We start from the raw sequence: 15,438 nt of genomic DNA, 5'->3' as shown, positions 1-15,438 counted from the left end.
GAGGAAGGCGAGCGCCCCCAGCCAGCCGATCTGCTTGCCGTTCATGTAGCCGAACATGTTGTCGGTGCCGAACGGGTTTGCGTTCGGCACGGCCAACGCCGCGGTCATCACCCCGCCGGCCAGCATCGCGAGAAGATTTGCGAATGGAAACGCCGAGAAGGTAGCGACAACCGAACTGCGCGCATCCTTGGCCCAACGGTTGAAGTCGGCGGTGACCGTGCCGGCATCGATGAAGAGCGCAATGACCACGGTCAGGCCGATGCCCATCGTCATGGTCGCGGCGCCGTTGTTCCCGGGATAGTTGAAGATTGCGTTCCATCCGGACGTCGAGGCGGCATCGAGCGCTACCCATCCGCCGAGGATGACGAAAAGCGGCACAGAAACCAGGCCGATGAGGTGGAGACCACGCACACCGATAAAGGTGATGCCGATATAGAGCAGGCCGGCCACGATGGTCATGGCGACGTAGTTCAGGCCATAGGCAGAGCTTATAAGGGCGCCAGTTATCCCGGTTTGGACCGCATACCACCCCAGCAGCAGCGTCGACAGCAGGCCGGACGCGAAGACATAGCCCTTCTTGCCGAAGACGATTGAAGCCAGAAGGGCGAAGTTCATGCCGCGCCGCGTCCCCAGAAGGCCGAGCGCGCCGACGTAAGCGAACATGATGAGGTTGCCGATCCCCATCGCCCAGAGCGCGTTGCGGAACCCCATGCCGAGCACGAGTATGGATCCGGTCATCGCTCCTGTAATGATCATCGGGAACCCGATCCAGACGGTCGTTACCGAAAACGTGCTCCGCCTGGCGGAAATGGGAACGGGTTCGTGCTCGTATTCTTCGCCAAGGACGTGGTCGACTTCATCGAGCGTATCGATGTCCGTGGTCTTCGTCATTGCACCCTCCTGGGTCAATCGCGTTGCGTGACGGCCCGTCTTGCGATTGGACGCCCTTGTCCGAGCCCGCGTTTTCCTCGGTGGAAGTGCTGTCGGCCATGAATTTGTCTGGATGCCCGTCGCGGCGGCTTTTTTGCCTTTTTCCGCGCCTATCCTCGCCTTCCGGCCGACCGGCGCCTGTTCCCCTTGGCTTCTCGGTCGGTATCGCACAAACGACAAAGGCCCCCCGATGGCTCCTGGAGCGGAGTCAAAGGGAGGCCCTTTTGCCTTGATCTGAATGGTGGCCCCGTTGCCACCTACCTGCCTAGCAGGCAACACAAACCTACATGCAAGGTGGAACCGAGTCAAACAAGCATGTTCAAGGCGCTGCTGGTTTCGACCTGGTGCGCGCCGCGCGCGGCTCCCGGGACCCGATCGCCTCCAGGACGAAGTCATAGCCGGATCCATCCGGCGTGATCGACGTGCCATTGCCGGTTGGCGATGACGGAGAATCGGGGAAATATCCGAGCTGCGGTTCCATCTCGAAATTGAACTGCCAGCCGATCGTCGACCCCAGCGGCAGGCTGCGCTGGCTGAGCATCCGGCCCCTTGGAAGCTGTTGTCGTTGCGCGCGATGCGAAAGTGCCCGTCCACAGTGCACCTGTCAGGCAGGTACAGCGCTTTCGGCTCCGCCGAGATAAAGCCGATGCAGTTCGTCCGGCGATTGCCGCAGTCTCGCGCAGTCGCCGTCATAGACGACGCGGCCGCGGCGCATGACATAGGCGCGGTTGCCGATCGAGAGCGCGAGCGCCGCGAATTGCTCGACCAGCACGACGGCCAGGCCGTCATCGGCGAGCTTGCGCACCGCCGTCATCAGACGCGTGACGATGACCGGAGCGAGACCGGCCGACATCTCGTCGATCAGCAAGACTTTCGGGCGGGTGAGAAGCGCCCGCGCGATGACCAGCATCTGCTGCTCGCCGCCGGACAGCAGGCTCGCCTTCACCGCGCGACGCTGCACCAGCTCGGGGAACAACGCATAGGCTTCCGCGATGTCGGCGCCGGGATGCAGGCTGACGCGGAGATTCTCATCGGTCGTCAGCTGGCGGAAGACGGTGCGGCCCTGCTCGACATGGGCGAGGCCTTCGCGCGATCGGGCGCCGGGCCGTGCCTTCTGCAATTCGCGACCGTCGATGGCGATGGTGCCGCCGGCGACCGGGATGATGCCCGAAAGGCCTTCGAGCAGGGTCGTCTTGCCGGCGCCATTGGCGCCGAGCACCACGCTGATCGCGCCGCTCTCCGCGACAAGGTCGACCGAGGTGACGACCGGCAATTCGGCGCGGTTGATCGACAGGTTGGAAACGACGAGCCTGCTCATGCCGCCACGCTCTCTTCCTCGATGCCGAGATAGGCTTTCTTCACCGCCCGGTCGCTGAGCACCTTGGCCGGCGGGCCCGATGCGATGACCTGGCCGAAGTCGAGCACGGTGACCTCCGAACAGACGGCACGCACAAGGTCCATATCGTGCTCGACCAGAAGCACCGCCGAGCCAAACAGCTTTGGGATCTCGGCGATCCGCTGGCCGAGCCGCAGCGTCTCTTCGTGCGACTGGCCGGCGGCGGGCTCGTCGAGCAGCACGACGGCCGGCCGGGCCGCGACGACGCCGGCGACATCGAGCAGACGCCTGGTGCCGGCATCGACAGAAGCCACAAGCGTGTCGGGATGCGGACAGTCGAGCCAGTCGAGCACCGCTTTGGTCTCATTCGCCGACAGGCCCCTGGCCGCCAAGGCCAGATAACCGCCTACGGTGAGCTCCGGCGCGATACGGTTGGTCTGCCAGCTGCGGCGCACGCCCTCGCGGGCACGCAGATGCGCCGGCACGCTCTCTAGCGGCTTGCCGCCCAGCCGCACACTGCCCTGATAGGACGACAGGAAGCCGGCGACCGCGTCGATGAAAGTCGACTTGCCGGCGCCGTTCGGACCGATCAGCCCGGCCACCGTGCCGGCGGCAACGCTCAGGCTGACGTTGTTCAGCGCGACGACGCTGCCGTAGCGAACAGTGAGCCCCTCGATGCTAAGCGCAGGTCCGGCGGCGCGCTCGATTGGTCCCGGCAATTGCGAGGCGGACGCGGCGGCGGCCTTTGGCGCGCGGGCCGGCAACAGCTTGCGGAACTGGCGCCGGAAGGTCTCGCTCATCGTCTCGCCGGTCGACAGCGCCTGTGTGGCGCCGATGGCGAACAGCACGTTGCCGATGTCCTGCGGCCAATCGAGACGGCGCAGGATTTCCGGGAACATCACAACGAGCAGGCCGCCGATGATCGCGCCCTCGGCGAAATGCGCGCCGGTCATCACCGACACCGCATAGAGCGAGAGCGACTGCATCATGCTGAAATTCTCGGCGACCAGCGTGCCGAGATAGCCGGCGAGCAGGCCGCCGGAAATGCCGGCGACGAAGGCGCTCAGCGCAAAAGCCGAGAGCTTGGCGGTGGCGATGCTAACGCCGTGAGCGGCTGCGGCGCGCTCCGAGTGACGCACGGCCAGCCAGGATGCGCCGAGCCGCGAGCGGCTGACGAATTCGAGCGAAACCGCGATCGCCACATAGAACAGCAGCACGAAGACGAAATAACCCTCGTCGCTGTCGAACAGTTCCGGCCGCGGCACCTGCAGGAAGTCGGTCTGGCCGGGATACGTCATGGTGGCGAGGATAGTGTCGAACGCGGTGGCGAAGGAGAGCGTGACGATGGCGAGATTGATGCCGCGCAGCCTGAGCGCCGGCAGGCCGATGGCGATGCCGAACGGCACGGCCGCAAGGCCGCCGATCAGGATCCATGCAACGAGGCCGCCCGGCGCCTCGGCGAGGTTGAGATAGCCGACCGTCCAGGCGCCGACGCCGGCGAAGGACATCTGGCAGAGCGCGATCATGCCGGTGCGGCCGGCGACGAGGCCGAGGCTCTGCAGCGCGACGCCGGTGATCAGCACCGACGTTGCGAGAAACACCCAATAGGATGGCAGCAGGCCGGCATAGGCGACGCCGCCGGCGACGAGCGCGACGACGATAAGTATCAAAGAGGCCCGGAGACTAGCGCGCTTCATCCCAGCGGGCCTCCCGCTGCGACCAGAGGAGAACGGCAAGCACCACCAGGAACGGGATGGCGCTGCGATACTGGCTGACGCTGTCGATGGAGCTCGCCAGTCCTTCGACGATGCCGAGCGCGATACCGCCGGCCAACGTCCACCAGAAGCTGCGGAAGACGCCGATGAGCGCCGCGGCCAACGCCGGCACGACAAGCAGGCTGAGCGTCATGAAGTTCGGTGAGCGCTGCGGCGCGATGATCATCAATGCGAAAGTCGTGAAGGCGCCGTTCATGCCCCACACCAGCAGCGACAGGAGCTGCACGCGCACGCCGAGCAATTCGGCCGCCATCGGCCGGTCGGCCAGCGCGCGCAGATTGAGGCCGATCTTGGTCCGGTTGAGAAAGAGATCGCAGAGGACGGTGAATAGCACCGCCAACCCGATGGTGAGCACCGAGGCGATGGTCACCTCGACACCGGCGAGCCGGAAAGCCGAGCCCGGGAACAGCTCCGGCATGTTGTGGGGATGCTGGCCGCCGGTGAGCCGCAGCCCGACGGCGATCAGGCCGACGAGCAACGCCACCGTCACCGCCGCCTTGGTCGAAGCGCTCGCCTCGCCGAACCACCTGGTCATGATGTAACCGATTGCGACGCCGGTCGCCGTGCCGGCCGCAATTCCCGCCAGCACCGAGGGCCAGATCGGGAACCCGGCCTCGAACAGCGCGATCAGCACGAAGGTGCCGGCGGTGCCGATCGCCGCTCCGGTGAAGTTCACCACGGCGACGAGCCGGTAGGTGAAGACGGCGCAGACGCCGAGCAGGGCATAGGTGCCCCCGGCCGTCAGTCCCGCCACGGCGGATGTGAGCAATGCGTTCATCTTTTCCCAATCTGGAAGGCGGGCCGGCGCTGGCCCGAATATCTGTCGAGGCCGGCGCCGCCCCTTATTGTCCTGCCTGCCCTCGCCAGCTGTGGAGGGTGGACCGAACATCGAGAGGCGGCGCCGACGCCCGGGAGGATCACTTGGCCTGCGGCAGCACGACCCAGTCCGGCGTCTCGACCTTCCAGGCGCCGGCCTCGAGCTTCATCACCTTCGTGGCCTGCATCGGCGAGTGCGTCTTGGCCTTGCCGAAGACGTAAGGCGAGCCGGCGAGCGGGTTGGTGAGCGGCTGCATGTCGTGCAATGCCTTGGCGACACTTTCGCGCGTGACCTCGCCGTCGATCGAGGCGGCCACCTTGAGGAACAGCTCGGCCGCGAGGTAGCCGCCCTGCGAGAAGGCGGTGAGGGGCCGGTTCGCCTTCTGCATGTCGGCAATCCATTGCGCATTGGCCGCCGAATTCTTCTCGGTGTAGGGCTCCCATTCGGTGCCGACATAGATCGGTTGCTTGGTGTCGGCCAACGCCTTGGCGACCTGCTCGGTGTAGCCGGGCGCCAGGAAAAGCCAGTTGATGCCGGTGATCTTCTGCGCGTCGACGGTCTTGATCAGCTGCACCACCTGCGGCTCGACCTGGTTGGTCAGAACCGCGTCGCAGCCGGCATCGCGCGCCTTGATGACATAGGGCGTGAGATCGCCCTGGAAGGGCAGCGTCAGGTCGAGGAGATGGATCTTCTGGCCGCTGATCTTCTCCCAGTTCTCGATCGCCTTCTTGTAGGCCTCCTGGGTGCCGCCGATGATGATGAAGAAGGCGCAGAGCTTCTTCGTCTTCAGCTCATTGGTGGCGTAGTAGGCCATGGCCGTCGACAGCGTGTACGGGCCGACATTGACGGGCGCGACATTGGGCGAGGAGAAGCAGGCGGCGTCGACGCCGAGACCCTGCACCGAAAGTATCTTCTTGCGGCTGTAGGTGGCGGAGTTGACGGCGCAGTCGAGCAGAGAGGCGGAGCCGACCAGGGCGACTGCTTCCTTGTTGTCGATCAGGTCGCGCGCGGCTTGTGCCGCAACCGCCGGATCGGCCTTGTCGTCGGCGATGGTGTAGTCGATCTTGCAGCCATTGATGCCGCCTGAGGCGTTGACCGCATCGAAGGCGGCCTGCGTCGCTTTCGGCACTTCCGAGAAGTCGGCCGGACCGGTAACGGTCGACACGGCGCCGACCTTGATGGCGCCGTCCTTGCAGGTAGGGCCGGCGGCGGACGCCGTGCCGGCCATGGCGACAAGGCCGATGCCGGCAAAGGCTGTTGCGAGCAGTCTCGATTTCCAGTGCATGTTCATTCTCCCATTTTTGTCATGCGTTGTTCGGTTTCAGGCGGCGGCGAGCGTGGGCGAAACGATGCTGGCGGCGTCGATCGCCGCGAACTTCACCAGCGTGCGGGCGATGGTCTCGCGCTCGATGTCGCGGACGATGAACACCAGCCGGGTGCGTCGGTCCGCCGACGGCCAGCGATCGAGCCGCGCCGGCGGATGAAAGACGTGCTGCACGCCATGCAGCACAAGCGGCCGCTCGGGATCGTCGGCTGTGCGCACGATGCCCTTGAAGCGCAGCAGGTCCTCACCCTTCAGTGCCGCGACGTAGTCCAGCCAGCGGGCGAAAGCGTCCCACTCGACCGGCTTGTCGATGATGAAGCTGAAGGACTGGATGCCGTGGTGCGTGTCGTGATGATGATCGTGACCATGGCGGCAATCCGGTCCGCATCCATGGTCGTGGTGACCAGCCGCTTCGACCCGCATGGCGATGCGGGTCACGTCCGCCGCAGCATCAGCGGGCAGGCTCGCCAGCAGCTCGAGTTCGACTTCGCCATTGCGGGCAACGGTTTGCTCGACGGCTGGCGCCAGATGCTCAAGCCGGTGCCGCAAACCGCCGAGTGCCTCGTTCGAGACGAGATCGGTCTTGGTGATCAGCAACCGGTCGGCGACGGCGATCTGCTTCGCCGCTTCGGAATGGCGGGCGAGCGTCGTCGCGCCATTCACCGCATCGACGGTGGTGACGACACCGCCGATCCGAAAGCGAGCCATGAGCTCGGCTTCGGCCATCAGCGTGTGCAGGATCGGGGCCGGATCGGCGAGGCCGGTCGTTTCGATGATCACCCGGGAAAGCGGCGGCGTTTCGCCGGCCTGGCTCTTACGATCGAGCTCCTTCAGCGTGGCGACGAGATCGCCGCGCACCGTGCAGCAGACACAGCCATTGTCGAGCAGCGTGAATTGCTCTTCGCTTGCCTCGATCAGCAGATGGTCGAGCCCGACGGCGCCGAACTCGTTGACGATGACGGCGGCGCCGGCCAGCGATGGCTCGCGCAGCAGGCGGTTGAGCACCGTCGTCTTGCCGCTGCCCAGGAAGCCGGTGAGCACCGTCACCGGGACCCTCGCGTCGCTTGCGCGATCAGGCGCGCTCATGGACCACCCTCCCCTCGAACCAGGTCGTCAGCACTTTTGTGTCGGCGAGGTCCTCGGCCGGCGTTTCCAGCACGTTGCGGTCGAGCACGATAAGGTCGGCCGACTTGCCGATCTCGATCGAGCCGACCGTATCGGCAAGGCCGATGGCGCGGGCCGAATTGATGGTGAAGATCTCAAGCGCCGTGGCGACGTCGATCGCCTGCTCCGGCCAGAGCGACGCGCCCGGAAACTCGCCGCTCGGGTTGCGGCGAGTCACCAGCCCTTCGATGCCGTCCCACGGATCGGGGTTGGGCATCACCGGCCAGTCGGAGCCGACGGCGAGCAGCGCGCCGGCGGCGAGCAGGTCCCTGTTCGGCCAGAAGCGCAGCGCGCGCGCCTCGCCCATCGTCTGCTTGTGGCCTTCGAGGAAGCTCGTCGGATACCAAAGGAAAGGCGAAAGATCGGCGACGACGCCGAGCTCGGCGAAGCGGGCGATGTCGTCCGGGGCGATGTAGCTCGCATGCGCGATGTGATGCTTGAGCTTCGTCGGGCCGTTGAAGGAGCGCACGACATCGATCGCGTCCAGCGCCTGGCTGACGGCGGCGTCGCCCGCGCAATGGATCTTCACGCCGAGCCCGAGCTTCTCGCATTTGCCGACCCAGCGGATCAGCTCCGGCACGGTGACGATGGTCGAGCCGCGGAAGCAGCAGCCCAGAACCGGGTCCTTGGTATAGGGCTCGTGGAAGGCGGCGGTGCGGGCGCCCGGCACGCCGTCGAGGAAGATCTTCACGAAATCCGGTTTCGCATGGGCGCCGCGATATTGCTCGCGCAGAGCGATCAGCTCGTCGCCGGCGATGCCAAACATGAAGGACGGCTCGACCGCGGGCATGGCCGAGACCGACCAGGCAGTCAGCTCGCCGCGATCGTCGAGGCCCTTCAACGCCGCAAGGATCGGCTGCATGGCGGCGGCGTCGAGGAATGCGGTGACGCCGTAGGAGTTGAGCGTCGCGATCGAGCGCGCCATCGCGGCGCGGTCCATCTCCTGCGTGTAATGGCCGGATTGCGCGATGGTGCGCTCGACGATGCCGGCGGCGGATTCGATCATCATGCCGGTCAGCGCGCCGGTCGCCGGGTCGCGGCCGATGGAGCCCTTCTCCGGATCAGACGACGAAGCCGACAGGCCGGCGAGCGCGAGCGCCTGCGAATTGACCCAGCGGTTGTGATAGGTATCGTCGCGCAGCATCACCGGCCGGCCCCGGCTCACCCTGTCGAGTGCCGCCAGCGCCTCCAGCCGGTTGAGCTTCGGCAACAGGTCGCTGCCCCATTGGCCGCCGATGATCCAGGAGCCTTCCGGCGCCTTGGCCGCCGCCTCGCCGACGCGCGCGATCAGCGTCTCGAAGCTTGCGGTCGGCGGAAAACGCAGCTCGAAAAGCTCGGCTTGGCCGCCCATCATCAGATGCGCATGCACGTCGACGATGCCCGGCATCATCATCGCGCCCTTGAGGTCGACGACGCGGGTAGCAGCGCCTGTCAGCGCGGCGACATCAGCACCTTCGCCAACCGCGACGATGCGGCCGCCCTTGACGGCGACGGCCGATGCCCAGGGCCGCTTGCGGTCGAGCGTGTAGATGCGGCCATTGGTGAAAACCAGCTCGGCACTTCTGTCGGGCATTCTCTTCTCCTCCTGCTCCCGCCGACCGGCACCCTCATGCTGGCAGACGGGCAAACCTCAATTCATGTCACACCGCTCTGTTCTGTGTCGGCGCGCGGCCGCCGCCATCCGCGACCAGCACCGCGCCGGTGACGAAGGACGCTTCGTCGGAGGCGAGGAACAGGCAGCAGGAGGCGATCTCTTCAGGCTCGGCGACGCGGCGCAGCGCGATGCGGCTGTTCAGCGCCTTGAATTCCTCGTCGGGCGTCGAGCCGTTGGCGCTTGCGGCGACTTTCATCTCGTAGACGCTCATCGGCGTGCGCACCCAGCCGGGCGCCACCGCGTTGGCGCGGATGCCGTCGACACCATGCGCGAAGGCCAGCGAGCGCGTGTAGGAGACGAGTGCTGCCTTGCTCGCCGAATAAGCGGCGTTCTGGCCGCTGGCGTTGAAGGCGCCGACCGAGGCGATGTTGACGATCGCGCCGCCGCGCTGCTTCAACAGCGGCAGCGCCGCGCGGCAGACCATCATCGAGCCGGTGACGTTGACGGCGAAGCTCTTGGCCCAGGTCTCGTCGCTCAGCGTCTCCGGCTCGTCGAGGATCATGACACCGGCAGCATTGACGACGATGTCGAGGCGGCCGCCGCAGGCTTCGATGGCGCGGGCGATGTCGCGGGCATCGGTGATGTCGCCGCGCACGGCGGTGCCGCCGCTGGCCTTGGCCGCTTCATCCAGCACGTCCCCGCCATGCCCGAAGGCGACAACCTTGGCGCCGTGGCGGCCGAACAATTCGGCGGTGGCGCGGCCCATGCCGGTGGCGGCGCCCGTGACCAGAGCCGTGCGGCCTTCGAGGCGGCGGCTCATGCGAGCCCCCAATGCCGTTCGACGGCATAGCCGGTCTCGGGCAGGGTGGAGCCACCATCGACGACGATGGTCTGGCCAGTGGTGTATTTCGCCTGTTCCGAGGCGAGGTAGAGCATGGCGTAGGCGATGTCGTCGGCCTCGCCGAGACGGCCCATCGGGATGAACTGCCCGAGCCTGTCCGCCACCTCCGGCTTGCTCATCGTGCCCCTGCCCGGCTTGGCGATGAAGCCCGGTTCGACGCCGTTGACGGTGATGCCGTCGCGGGCGAACTCGAAGGCGGCGCCGCGGATGAAGGCGTTGACGCCGGCCTTGGCCGCCGAGTAGTGCGCGCCGCCGGCCATCGCCACGCGCGCCGAGACCGATGAGGTGACGAGGATGCGGCCGAAACCATTGGCGCGCATCGCCGGGGCCGCTGCCTGCGCCAGCCAGAAGCAGGCTTTGAGGTTGACCGCCAGCGCCTCTTCAAGCTTGTCCTCGTCGAGTCCCTCGACCGAGACCCAGGGACAGCCGCCCGCATTGTGGACGACGATGTCGAGCCGGCCTGCCTCGCGTGCGGCATCGCCGACCAGGGCGTGCAGCGCAGCGCGATCGAGCCCCACGAGTGCAGCGGCGCGCACGGAGAGACCGCGCGCGGAGAGCTCGGCTGCAAGCGCCTCGGCGACATCGAGCGTTCGATTGGCGATCACGACCGAAGCGCCGGCCTCGGCAAAGCGCGTGACGATGGCGGCACCGATACCGCGCCCGCCGCCGGTCACCAGCACCGCCCTGCCCGTAAGGTCGAACGGTTTCGCCATGGCTCAGACGACGCCCGCGCCGCGAGCGAGATCGACGAAACGGCCAAAGACTTCCGTATGGCGATCGACATCGACAGGCGACGTCGCCGGGCACATCAGGAACATGGTGTGGAAGGGCGTCACCAATATGCCTTCGTTCATGTAGAAGGCGTGCAAAAGCGTCTCGAGATCGCCGCGCCGGCCGGCAATGACGTCGGCCCCGTTGCGCGGCGGCTTTGGCATGAACATGATCTCGGCGCGGGCGCCGACCTGCGTAACATGCCAGGGCAACCCGTTGGCGCGGATGACGTCCCACGCGGCGTCGGCAAGGCGCGTCGCGTTGGCGATCATCAGCTCGAAATTGGCGGGCGTCAGCACCTCTTCCAGCACGGCGCGCATGGTGGCGATCGTGAGCGCGTTACCGGCCAGCGTGCCGCCGATGCCGAGATGCGCCGACTGGCGCACGCGCGGATTGACCATCGGCACGATCTTCCACAGACGCTCGGCGATAGCCTGTGACACGCCGAAGATGCCGGCCGGAATGCCGCCCGCAATCGCCTTGCCGGCCACCAGCATGTCGGGCTCAAGACCATGCAGCGCGGTGTAGCCGCCGGGGCCGCTGGAGATGGTGTGCGTCTCGTCGATGATCAGCACCGTGCCTGTGCGGCGGGTGATCTCGCGCAGTGCGGTGTGAAAACCCTCGGCGACCGGGATCATGCCGAAATTGGTCATCAGCGGCTCGGTCAGCACGCAGGCGACATCGCCATGCGAGAGCGCTTCCTCGAGCGCCGCGACGTCGTTGAACTCGACCACCCGGGAGACGGCGGAATGGTCGACGCCGTTCGGGTGGATCATGTTGCGCATGCCGATCCTGCCGTCGCGGATCTCGACATGCGCCTCTTCGACGCCGCCGTGATAGCAGCCGGAGAAGACCAGCACCTTGGGCCGGCCGGTGATCATGCGCGCGATGCGGATGGCGCCGCGATTGGCGTCGGTGGCCGAGGTGGTCAGCGTCCAGTAGGGCAAGCCGAAGCGGCGCGCGAGCTCGGCGCCGACCCAGAGGCTGTCCTCGGTGGGCAGCATCATGGTGGTGCCGTTCTGCAATTGGCGGAGCGCGGCGCGCGTCACCGCCTCCGGCGCGTGGCCGCACATGCCGCCGGTGTCGCCAAGCGCGAAGTCGACATAGTCGTGGCCGTCAATGTCAGTGATATGCGCGCCGCTTGCCGAAGCAGCGTAGACCGGGAAGCCGCCGGCCCAGCGCCGCATCCAGTGCGACGGCCCGCCATAAAGGAAGTGCTTTTTGCCTTCCTCCCATGCCGCCGCCGAGCGCGGATGCGTGGTGAGGAACCGCGCCTGCTCACGGTCGAGCAGATCTTCGGTCGTTGCTGGTTGCAAAGCTGTCTTGCTGGCGGCCGTCACGGCGCTGAACTCTCCCTGACGCGCCAAATTCCGGGGCGCATAGCCGTTCCCAAGTCGGTTCATTATTTGAACCAGTGTTTTGTATGTTATAGACACACTGACGTCAGGAAGGGCTCCTGTCAAGTTAATTCACATGCGAAGTATCTCGGAGGATGCGCGATGAGCACGGTGGGCAAGGCGGTGTCGCTGCTGGAGCTGTTCACGCTGCACGAACCGGAGATCGGCCTCTCCGATCTCGCCCGGCGCGCTGGTCTCGACAAGGCCACGGCCAGGCGGCTTCTGATGGCGCTTGCCGCGCACCGGCTGATCGAGCAGGAACCGCGCAGCCGCCGCTACCGGCTGGGCGCCGGCCTGTCCCGGCTGGCGCGCATCCGCGACGCGCATTTCCCCTTCGTGCGGCTGGCCGCGCCAGTCGTCCGCGAGCTGTCGCAAGAAACCGGCGAGACCGTACATCTGTCGGAGTTCAGCGCCGGCGCGTTGCTCACCGTCCATGTCGAACTGTCGGCCAAGGCTAACCGCGTCAATGTCGATGTCGGCCAGGTGCTGCCACTGCATGGCACGGCCTCGGGCATCGCCTTCCTTGCCGCCTCGCGCCTGGAAGCGGCCAGCGCCTATCTGGAGAAGCCTTTGCAGGCCTTCACCGCGCATACGATGACAGAGCCGGACACGCTGGCCAAAGCCATCGCGTTCGCGGCCGCAAGCGGCTATTCGCGCAGTTCGCAGGGCTATGAGGAAGGCGTGCACAGTATAGGTGCCGCGATCCTCGGCGCCGACGGTCAGCCGATCGGCACGCTATCGATCGCCTCCCCCGTCTCGCGTATCGACGACCATCTGGCGGCCAGTCAGGGCGAGGCGGCGACCAGGGCGGCGCGGCTGATCTCGGCGCGGTTGACCGGCGAGGCATAAGTTCATCTCCGCCGTTGCGGCCGGGATCGTTCGGTGCTGCCGACGCCAGACGTTCTCGTTCCTCGCCGTCAGACACCGTCCTCGTAAAGTTCGAGCGGAAGTCCATCGGGATCGGCGATGAAGGTGAACAATCGTCCCGTGTAGGGATCTGTTCGGATGGGCTCCACCTCAACGCCTCGCGAGCGAAGCAGCTCGGCGGTTGCCTCGACCGAGGCGACTGCGAACGCAAGATGTCTTAATCCGCAGGCCTCGGGCCTGCTGGGGCGGCTTGGCGGATCCGGGAAACTGAACAACTCGATCTGGATGGAGCCATGACGCAAATCGCATTTCCAGGATTGCCGTTCGGGGCGCCAGTTTTCGGCGAGGACGGCGAAATCGAGCTTGTTGGTGTAGAAGTGCTTGGACGTTTCGTAGTCACTGCAGATGATTGCGACATGATGGACAGCCAGGAGCATCAAGTTGGCCTCGCGTGAGCTTCGATAGGGCGACGCGACAGACTCGCATCGGCCACACCTTTGACGCAACTAGCTACCGGCACCGGCATCGAGCGGCCTCAGAAACGTACAGAGTCCCGGCCGCTTGCCAGGACCTTCTCGCTTGCGCCGAGCGCTTCCTTGGTCAACGAGCGCAAATGAATTTCTGCCGTTGCGATGAAGATGCTTAGCGTGTTAACTTATTTGCCGGTTGCATCGGCGCTGCCGTTGCGTCTCAATCCCGCGAAAAGAGGGCCACGAAAAAGGGCCACGAAAAGACGGGGCGAAACTGATGGAGGAGACTATGCTCGGCCACCATGTGAGCGTCGCCGACGGCGAGGCTTTCCTGTCCGCTTCGCGGATGCTGTTCGGCCCTATCACGCAGCGGTTCTCGCGCGGTGAGGCACCCTCGCTGCCAAAGCTGGTCTCCGTCAATCTGGGCTCCTGTCGACTCTCCGAGATCAGGGCGAAATCGCACCTGGTCGTCAACGACCGTGCCTTCTGGCGCAGCTTCGATCCCGACGCGATCAAGATCCTGATGCAGCTCAAGGGCCGCAGCCGCTTCGAGCAGCAGCAGACGGCGATCGATCTCGGGCCGCGTGCGGCGATCATCTACGATCCGGTGCGGGCTTATTCGCTGCAGAACCTCTCCGACGTCGACCAGCTCATCCTGCAGGTGCCGCGCTCGACCTTCGGCGACGAGACGCTGGCCCGTCTTTCGGCGCCGGTGCCGCTGCCCGGCGAGGGCGACAGCCTGACCCACATCGTGTCCGGGCTGATGCAGATGGCGATCGGCGAAGCGCACAAGCTCGACGAGGCCGGCTGCCGCCGCGTCGGCGAAAGCCTGATCCAGCTCGTCAACGGCCTGATCCAGGCAAAGCCCATGGCGCCGGAATTCCGCCGCTCGCCGCTGGAAGCCCTGCGTGAAAGGATCGTCGCCTATATCGACGCCAATCTGGCCCGCAGCAACCTCTCGGCCGAGGACATCGCCCGCCATATGGGCTGTTCCCGGCGCTACCTGCACCGCGCCTTCGAGGGCGAAGGCATGACGCTGGAGCGCTTCGTCTGGGACAGACGGCTGGAGCGCAGCAAAGAAGAACTGCTCTCCCCCGCCCGCGCCTCAGCCTCGATCTCCGAAATCGCGTTCGCCTGCGGATTTAACTCGAGCGCGCATTTTTCAAGGGCGTTCAAGAGCAAGTATGACGTGGCGCCGCGGGAGTTGCGGGAGCGGGTGAGGTTGGTGGTGCATTGAGGGGCAAAACATCTTCTTCCAAACGACCGGATTTGACCCATTGGGGCCTGGGCGGCAAGTCAAGTCTCAGGCTCGTGACGTGTGCGACTCAGGCGGAGGTCAGGGTGCGGGGTCGGTGAGGAAGGGCATGATGTCCACGCCGTCTCCTGGAAAGACAGAGAAATGCGGATGATTCTCGAAGAGGCGGGCGGCGGCTTCGATGGTCTCGGCCTCAACGACGATGTAGCCGCAGAAGGGGTTCACGGCACCGGCGATACCGTCCTTGGTCACGCGCGTCGTCTTGCCGACCATGCCGCCACGGTCGGGGAACGATGCGGCGTTCCTTTCCTCCCAGTCCGCCCACTGCTTTAACCCGGCGGTGTCGATCGCGTCCTGCTCGGACTTGGGCAGGCTGCGAAAGCGGGCGAGGTCTTCAGGTTTCATGGTATACACGGCGAGAAAGCGTGGCGTGCGGCGCGCTCTGTGTGATGGCAGAAAGGCAAGCTTAGACTAGAGTCCCTACCGGCCGAAGTCACTCCGCATTAGCGCCCCGCCGCCTATCCGCATCAGATCGGGACGTCCGCTTCCGGAGAACGGGCGGGGCCGGCGAAATGACCGAGATCGGCGCATTTGCCGACGTCGCCACCATCGAGATAGCAGCCTCGTCACCCACCCGACGCAGCGATGGCAACAGCCAATTGAGCCAACGCCCCTCGTTTTCTTTGAAGCTTCAAACCGTCACCACGACCTTGCCGAACTGCTCGCCGGATTCGAGGAAACGATGCGCCTCGACGATTTCATTGAACGGGAACGTCCGGGCGATCACGGGCTTCAGCGCGCCTGACGCGAGACCGTCGAGAATGAAGCGCTGAGCGG

General features: G+C 65.9%; 16 protein-coding genes. 2 read left to right on the top strand and 14 right to left on the bottom strand.

The genetic code is table 11. From position 1 onward, the window contains the following. The 11 genes from EOD07_RS03995 to EOD07_RS03945 all read right to left on the bottom strand — a co-directional run. Window positions 1-891 (bottom strand): cytosine permease (locus EOD07_RS03995; protein WP_127234053.1); only part of this gene is annotated, 891 nt, incomplete at its 3' end. A gap of 358 nt (window positions 892-1,249) precedes the next feature. Beyond that, window positions 1,250-1,471, bottom strand: a complete 222-nt coding sequence (locus EOD07_RS03990; RefSeq protein ID WP_127234052.1) for a hypothetical protein — start codon at window positions 1,469-1,471, stop codon at window positions 1,250-1,252. Between the two features lie 63 nt (window positions 1,472-1,534). Further along, window positions 1,535-2,248, bottom strand: a complete 714-nt coding sequence (locus EOD07_RS03985; protein ID WP_127234051.1) for an ABC transporter ATP-binding protein — start codon at window positions 2,246-2,248, stop codon at window positions 1,535-1,537. Beyond that, a complete protein-coding gene (locus EOD07_RS03980; RefSeq protein WP_127234050.1) occupies window positions 2,245-3,963 on the bottom strand; it encodes an ATP-binding cassette domain-containing protein in 1,719 nt (572 codons plus the stop codon). Before EOD07_RS03980 ends, EOD07_RS03985 begins: the two co-directional genes overlap by 4 nt. Further along, the gene (locus EOD07_RS03975; protein WP_127234049.1) at window positions 3,950-4,819 is read right to left on the bottom strand and encodes a branched-chain amino acid ABC transporter permease; all 870 of its coding nucleotides are present in this window, start codon (window positions 4,817-4,819) and stop codon (window positions 3,950-3,952) included. Before EOD07_RS03975 ends, EOD07_RS03980 begins: the two co-directional genes overlap by 14 nt. 139 nt (window positions 4,820-4,958) lie before the next feature. After that, a complete protein-coding gene (locus EOD07_RS03970; protein ID WP_127234048.1) occupies window positions 4,959-6,143 on the bottom strand; it encodes an ABC transporter substrate-binding protein in 1,185 nt (394 codons plus the stop codon). A 36-nt stretch (window positions 6,144-6,179) separates the two neighbouring features. Further along, window positions 6,180-7,268: a GTP-binding protein gene (locus EOD07_RS03965; RefSeq protein ID WP_127234047.1), complete on the bottom strand. Its 1,089-nt coding sequence runs from the start codon at window positions 7,266-7,268 to the stop codon at window positions 6,180-6,182. Beyond that, the gene (locus tag EOD07_RS03960; protein ID WP_127234046.1) at window positions 7,255-8,919 is read right to left on the bottom strand and encodes an amidohydrolase; all 1,665 of its coding nucleotides are present in this window, start codon (window positions 8,917-8,919) and stop codon (window positions 7,255-7,257) included. Before EOD07_RS03960 ends, EOD07_RS03965 begins: the two co-directional genes overlap by 14 nt. 67 nt (window positions 8,920-8,986) lie before the next feature. Beyond that, window positions 8,987-9,760, bottom strand: coding sequence for an SDR family oxidoreductase (locus EOD07_RS03955; protein WP_127234045.1), 774 nt, complete (start codon window positions 9,758-9,760; stop codon window positions 8,987-8,989). After that, on the bottom strand, window positions 9,757-10,554 hold the full coding sequence (locus EOD07_RS03950; protein WP_127234044.1) for an SDR family oxidoreductase: 798 nt from the start codon (window positions 10,552-10,554) through the stop codon (window positions 9,757-9,759). The genes EOD07_RS03955 and EOD07_RS03950 overlap by 4 nt, the downstream gene beginning before the upstream one ends. Before the next feature lie 3 nt (window positions 10,555-10,557). Beyond that, window positions 10,558-11,952: a transaminase gene (locus EOD07_RS03945; RefSeq protein ID WP_245469828.1), complete on the bottom strand. Its 1,395-nt coding sequence runs from the start codon at window positions 11,950-11,952 to the stop codon at window positions 10,558-10,560. 159 nt (window positions 11,953-12,111) lie between these two features. On the opposite strand from EOD07_RS03945, the gene EOD07_RS03940 reads away from it, so the two are divergent. Further along, a complete protein-coding gene (locus EOD07_RS03940; RefSeq protein ID WP_127234042.1) occupies window positions 12,112-12,858 on the top strand; it encodes an IclR family transcriptional regulator in 747 nt (248 codons plus the stop codon). Between the two features lie 68 nt (window positions 12,859-12,926). On the opposite strand, the gene EOD07_RS03935 is transcribed toward EOD07_RS03940, so the two are convergent. Beyond that, window positions 12,927-13,313 carry a VOC family protein gene (locus EOD07_RS03935; protein ID WP_127234041.1) on the bottom strand — a complete coding sequence of 129 codons (387 nt, stop codon included), beginning with the start codon at window positions 13,311-13,313 and terminating at the stop codon, window positions 12,927-12,929. 310 nt (window positions 13,314-13,623) lie between these two features. On the opposite strand from EOD07_RS03935, the gene EOD07_RS03930 reads away from it, so the two are divergent. Beyond that, the gene (locus EOD07_RS03930; RefSeq protein ID WP_127234040.1) at window positions 13,624-14,583 is read left to right on the top strand and encodes a helix-turn-helix domain-containing protein; all 960 of its coding nucleotides are present in this window, start codon (window positions 13,624-13,626) and stop codon (window positions 14,581-14,583) included. Window positions 14,584-14,682: 99 nt separating this feature from the next. Here the strand turns inward: EOD07_RS03930 and EOD07_RS03925 are convergent, their stop codons facing one another. Together EOD07_RS03925 and EOD07_RS03920 are read right to left on the bottom strand one after the other, a co-directional pair. Continuing rightward, window positions 14,683-15,006 (bottom strand): hypothetical protein, encoded by a 324-nt coding sequence (locus tag EOD07_RS03925; RefSeq protein ID WP_127234039.1) that lies wholly within the window; start codon window positions 15,004-15,006, stop codon window positions 14,683-14,685. Between the two features lie 286 nt (window positions 15,007-15,292). After that, the coding region (locus tag EOD07_RS03920) for a zinc-binding dehydrogenase (protein ID WP_164772058.1) at window positions 15,293-15,438 on the bottom strand (146 nt) is incomplete at its 5' end.

The organism is Mesorhizobium sp. M2C.T.Ca.TU.002.02.1.1, from assembly GCF_003997225.1.
This window is presented reverse-complemented; position numbering and strand designations above follow the sequence as displayed.

What these genes read in the sequence shown, in the direction of transcription:
- EOD07_RS03990 (WP_127234052.1), bottom strand. Translation starts at nt 1,471, where the DNA reads ATGCTCAGCCAGCGCAGCCTGCCGCTGGGGTCGACGATCGGCTGGCAG.
- EOD07_RS03985 (WP_127234051.1), bottom strand. Translation starts at nt 2,248, where the DNA reads ATGAGCAGGCTCGTCGTTTCCAACCTGTCGATCAACCGCGCCGAATTG.
- EOD07_RS03980 (WP_127234050.1), bottom strand. Translation starts at nt 3,963, where the DNA reads ATGAAGCGCGCTAGTCTCCGGGCCTCTTTGATACTTATCGTCGTCGCG.
- EOD07_RS03975 (WP_127234049.1), bottom strand. Translation starts at nt 4,819, where the DNA reads ATGAACGCATTGCTCACATCCGCCGTGGCGGGACTGACGGCCGGGGGC.
- EOD07_RS03970 (WP_127234048.1), bottom strand. Translation starts at nt 6,143, where the DNA reads ATGCACTGGAAATCGAGACTGCTCGCAACAGCCTTTGCCGGCATCGGC.
- EOD07_RS03965 (WP_127234047.1), bottom strand. Translation starts at nt 7,268, where the DNA reads ATGAGCGCGCCTGATCGCGCAAGCGACGCGAGGGTCCCGGTGACGGTG.
- EOD07_RS03960 (WP_127234046.1), bottom strand. Translation starts at nt 8,919, where the DNA reads ATGCCCGACAGAAGTGCCGAGCTGGTTTTCACCAATGGCCGCATCTAC.
- EOD07_RS03955 (WP_127234045.1), bottom strand. Translation starts at nt 9,760, where the DNA reads ATGAGCCGCCGCCTCGAAGGCCGCACGGCTCTGGTCACGGGCGCCGCC.
- EOD07_RS03950 (WP_127234044.1), bottom strand. Translation starts at nt 10,554, where the DNA reads ATGGCGAAACCGTTCGACCTTACGGGCAGGGCGGTGCTGGTGACCGGC.
- EOD07_RS03940 (WP_127234042.1), top strand. Translation starts at nt 12,112, where the DNA reads ATGAGCACGGTGGGCAAGGCGGTGTCGCTGCTGGAGCTGTTCACGCTG.
- EOD07_RS03935 (WP_127234041.1), bottom strand. Translation starts at nt 13,313, where the DNA reads ATGCTCCTGGCTGTCCATCATGTCGCAATCATCTGCAGTGACTACGAA.
- EOD07_RS03930 (WP_127234040.1), top strand. Translation starts at nt 13,624, where the DNA reads ATGGAGGAGACTATGCTCGGCCACCATGTGAGCGTCGCCGACGGCGAG.
- EOD07_RS03925 (WP_127234039.1), bottom strand. Translation starts at nt 15,006, where the DNA reads ATGAAACCTGAAGACCTCGCCCGCTTTCGCAGCCTGCCCAAGTCCGAG.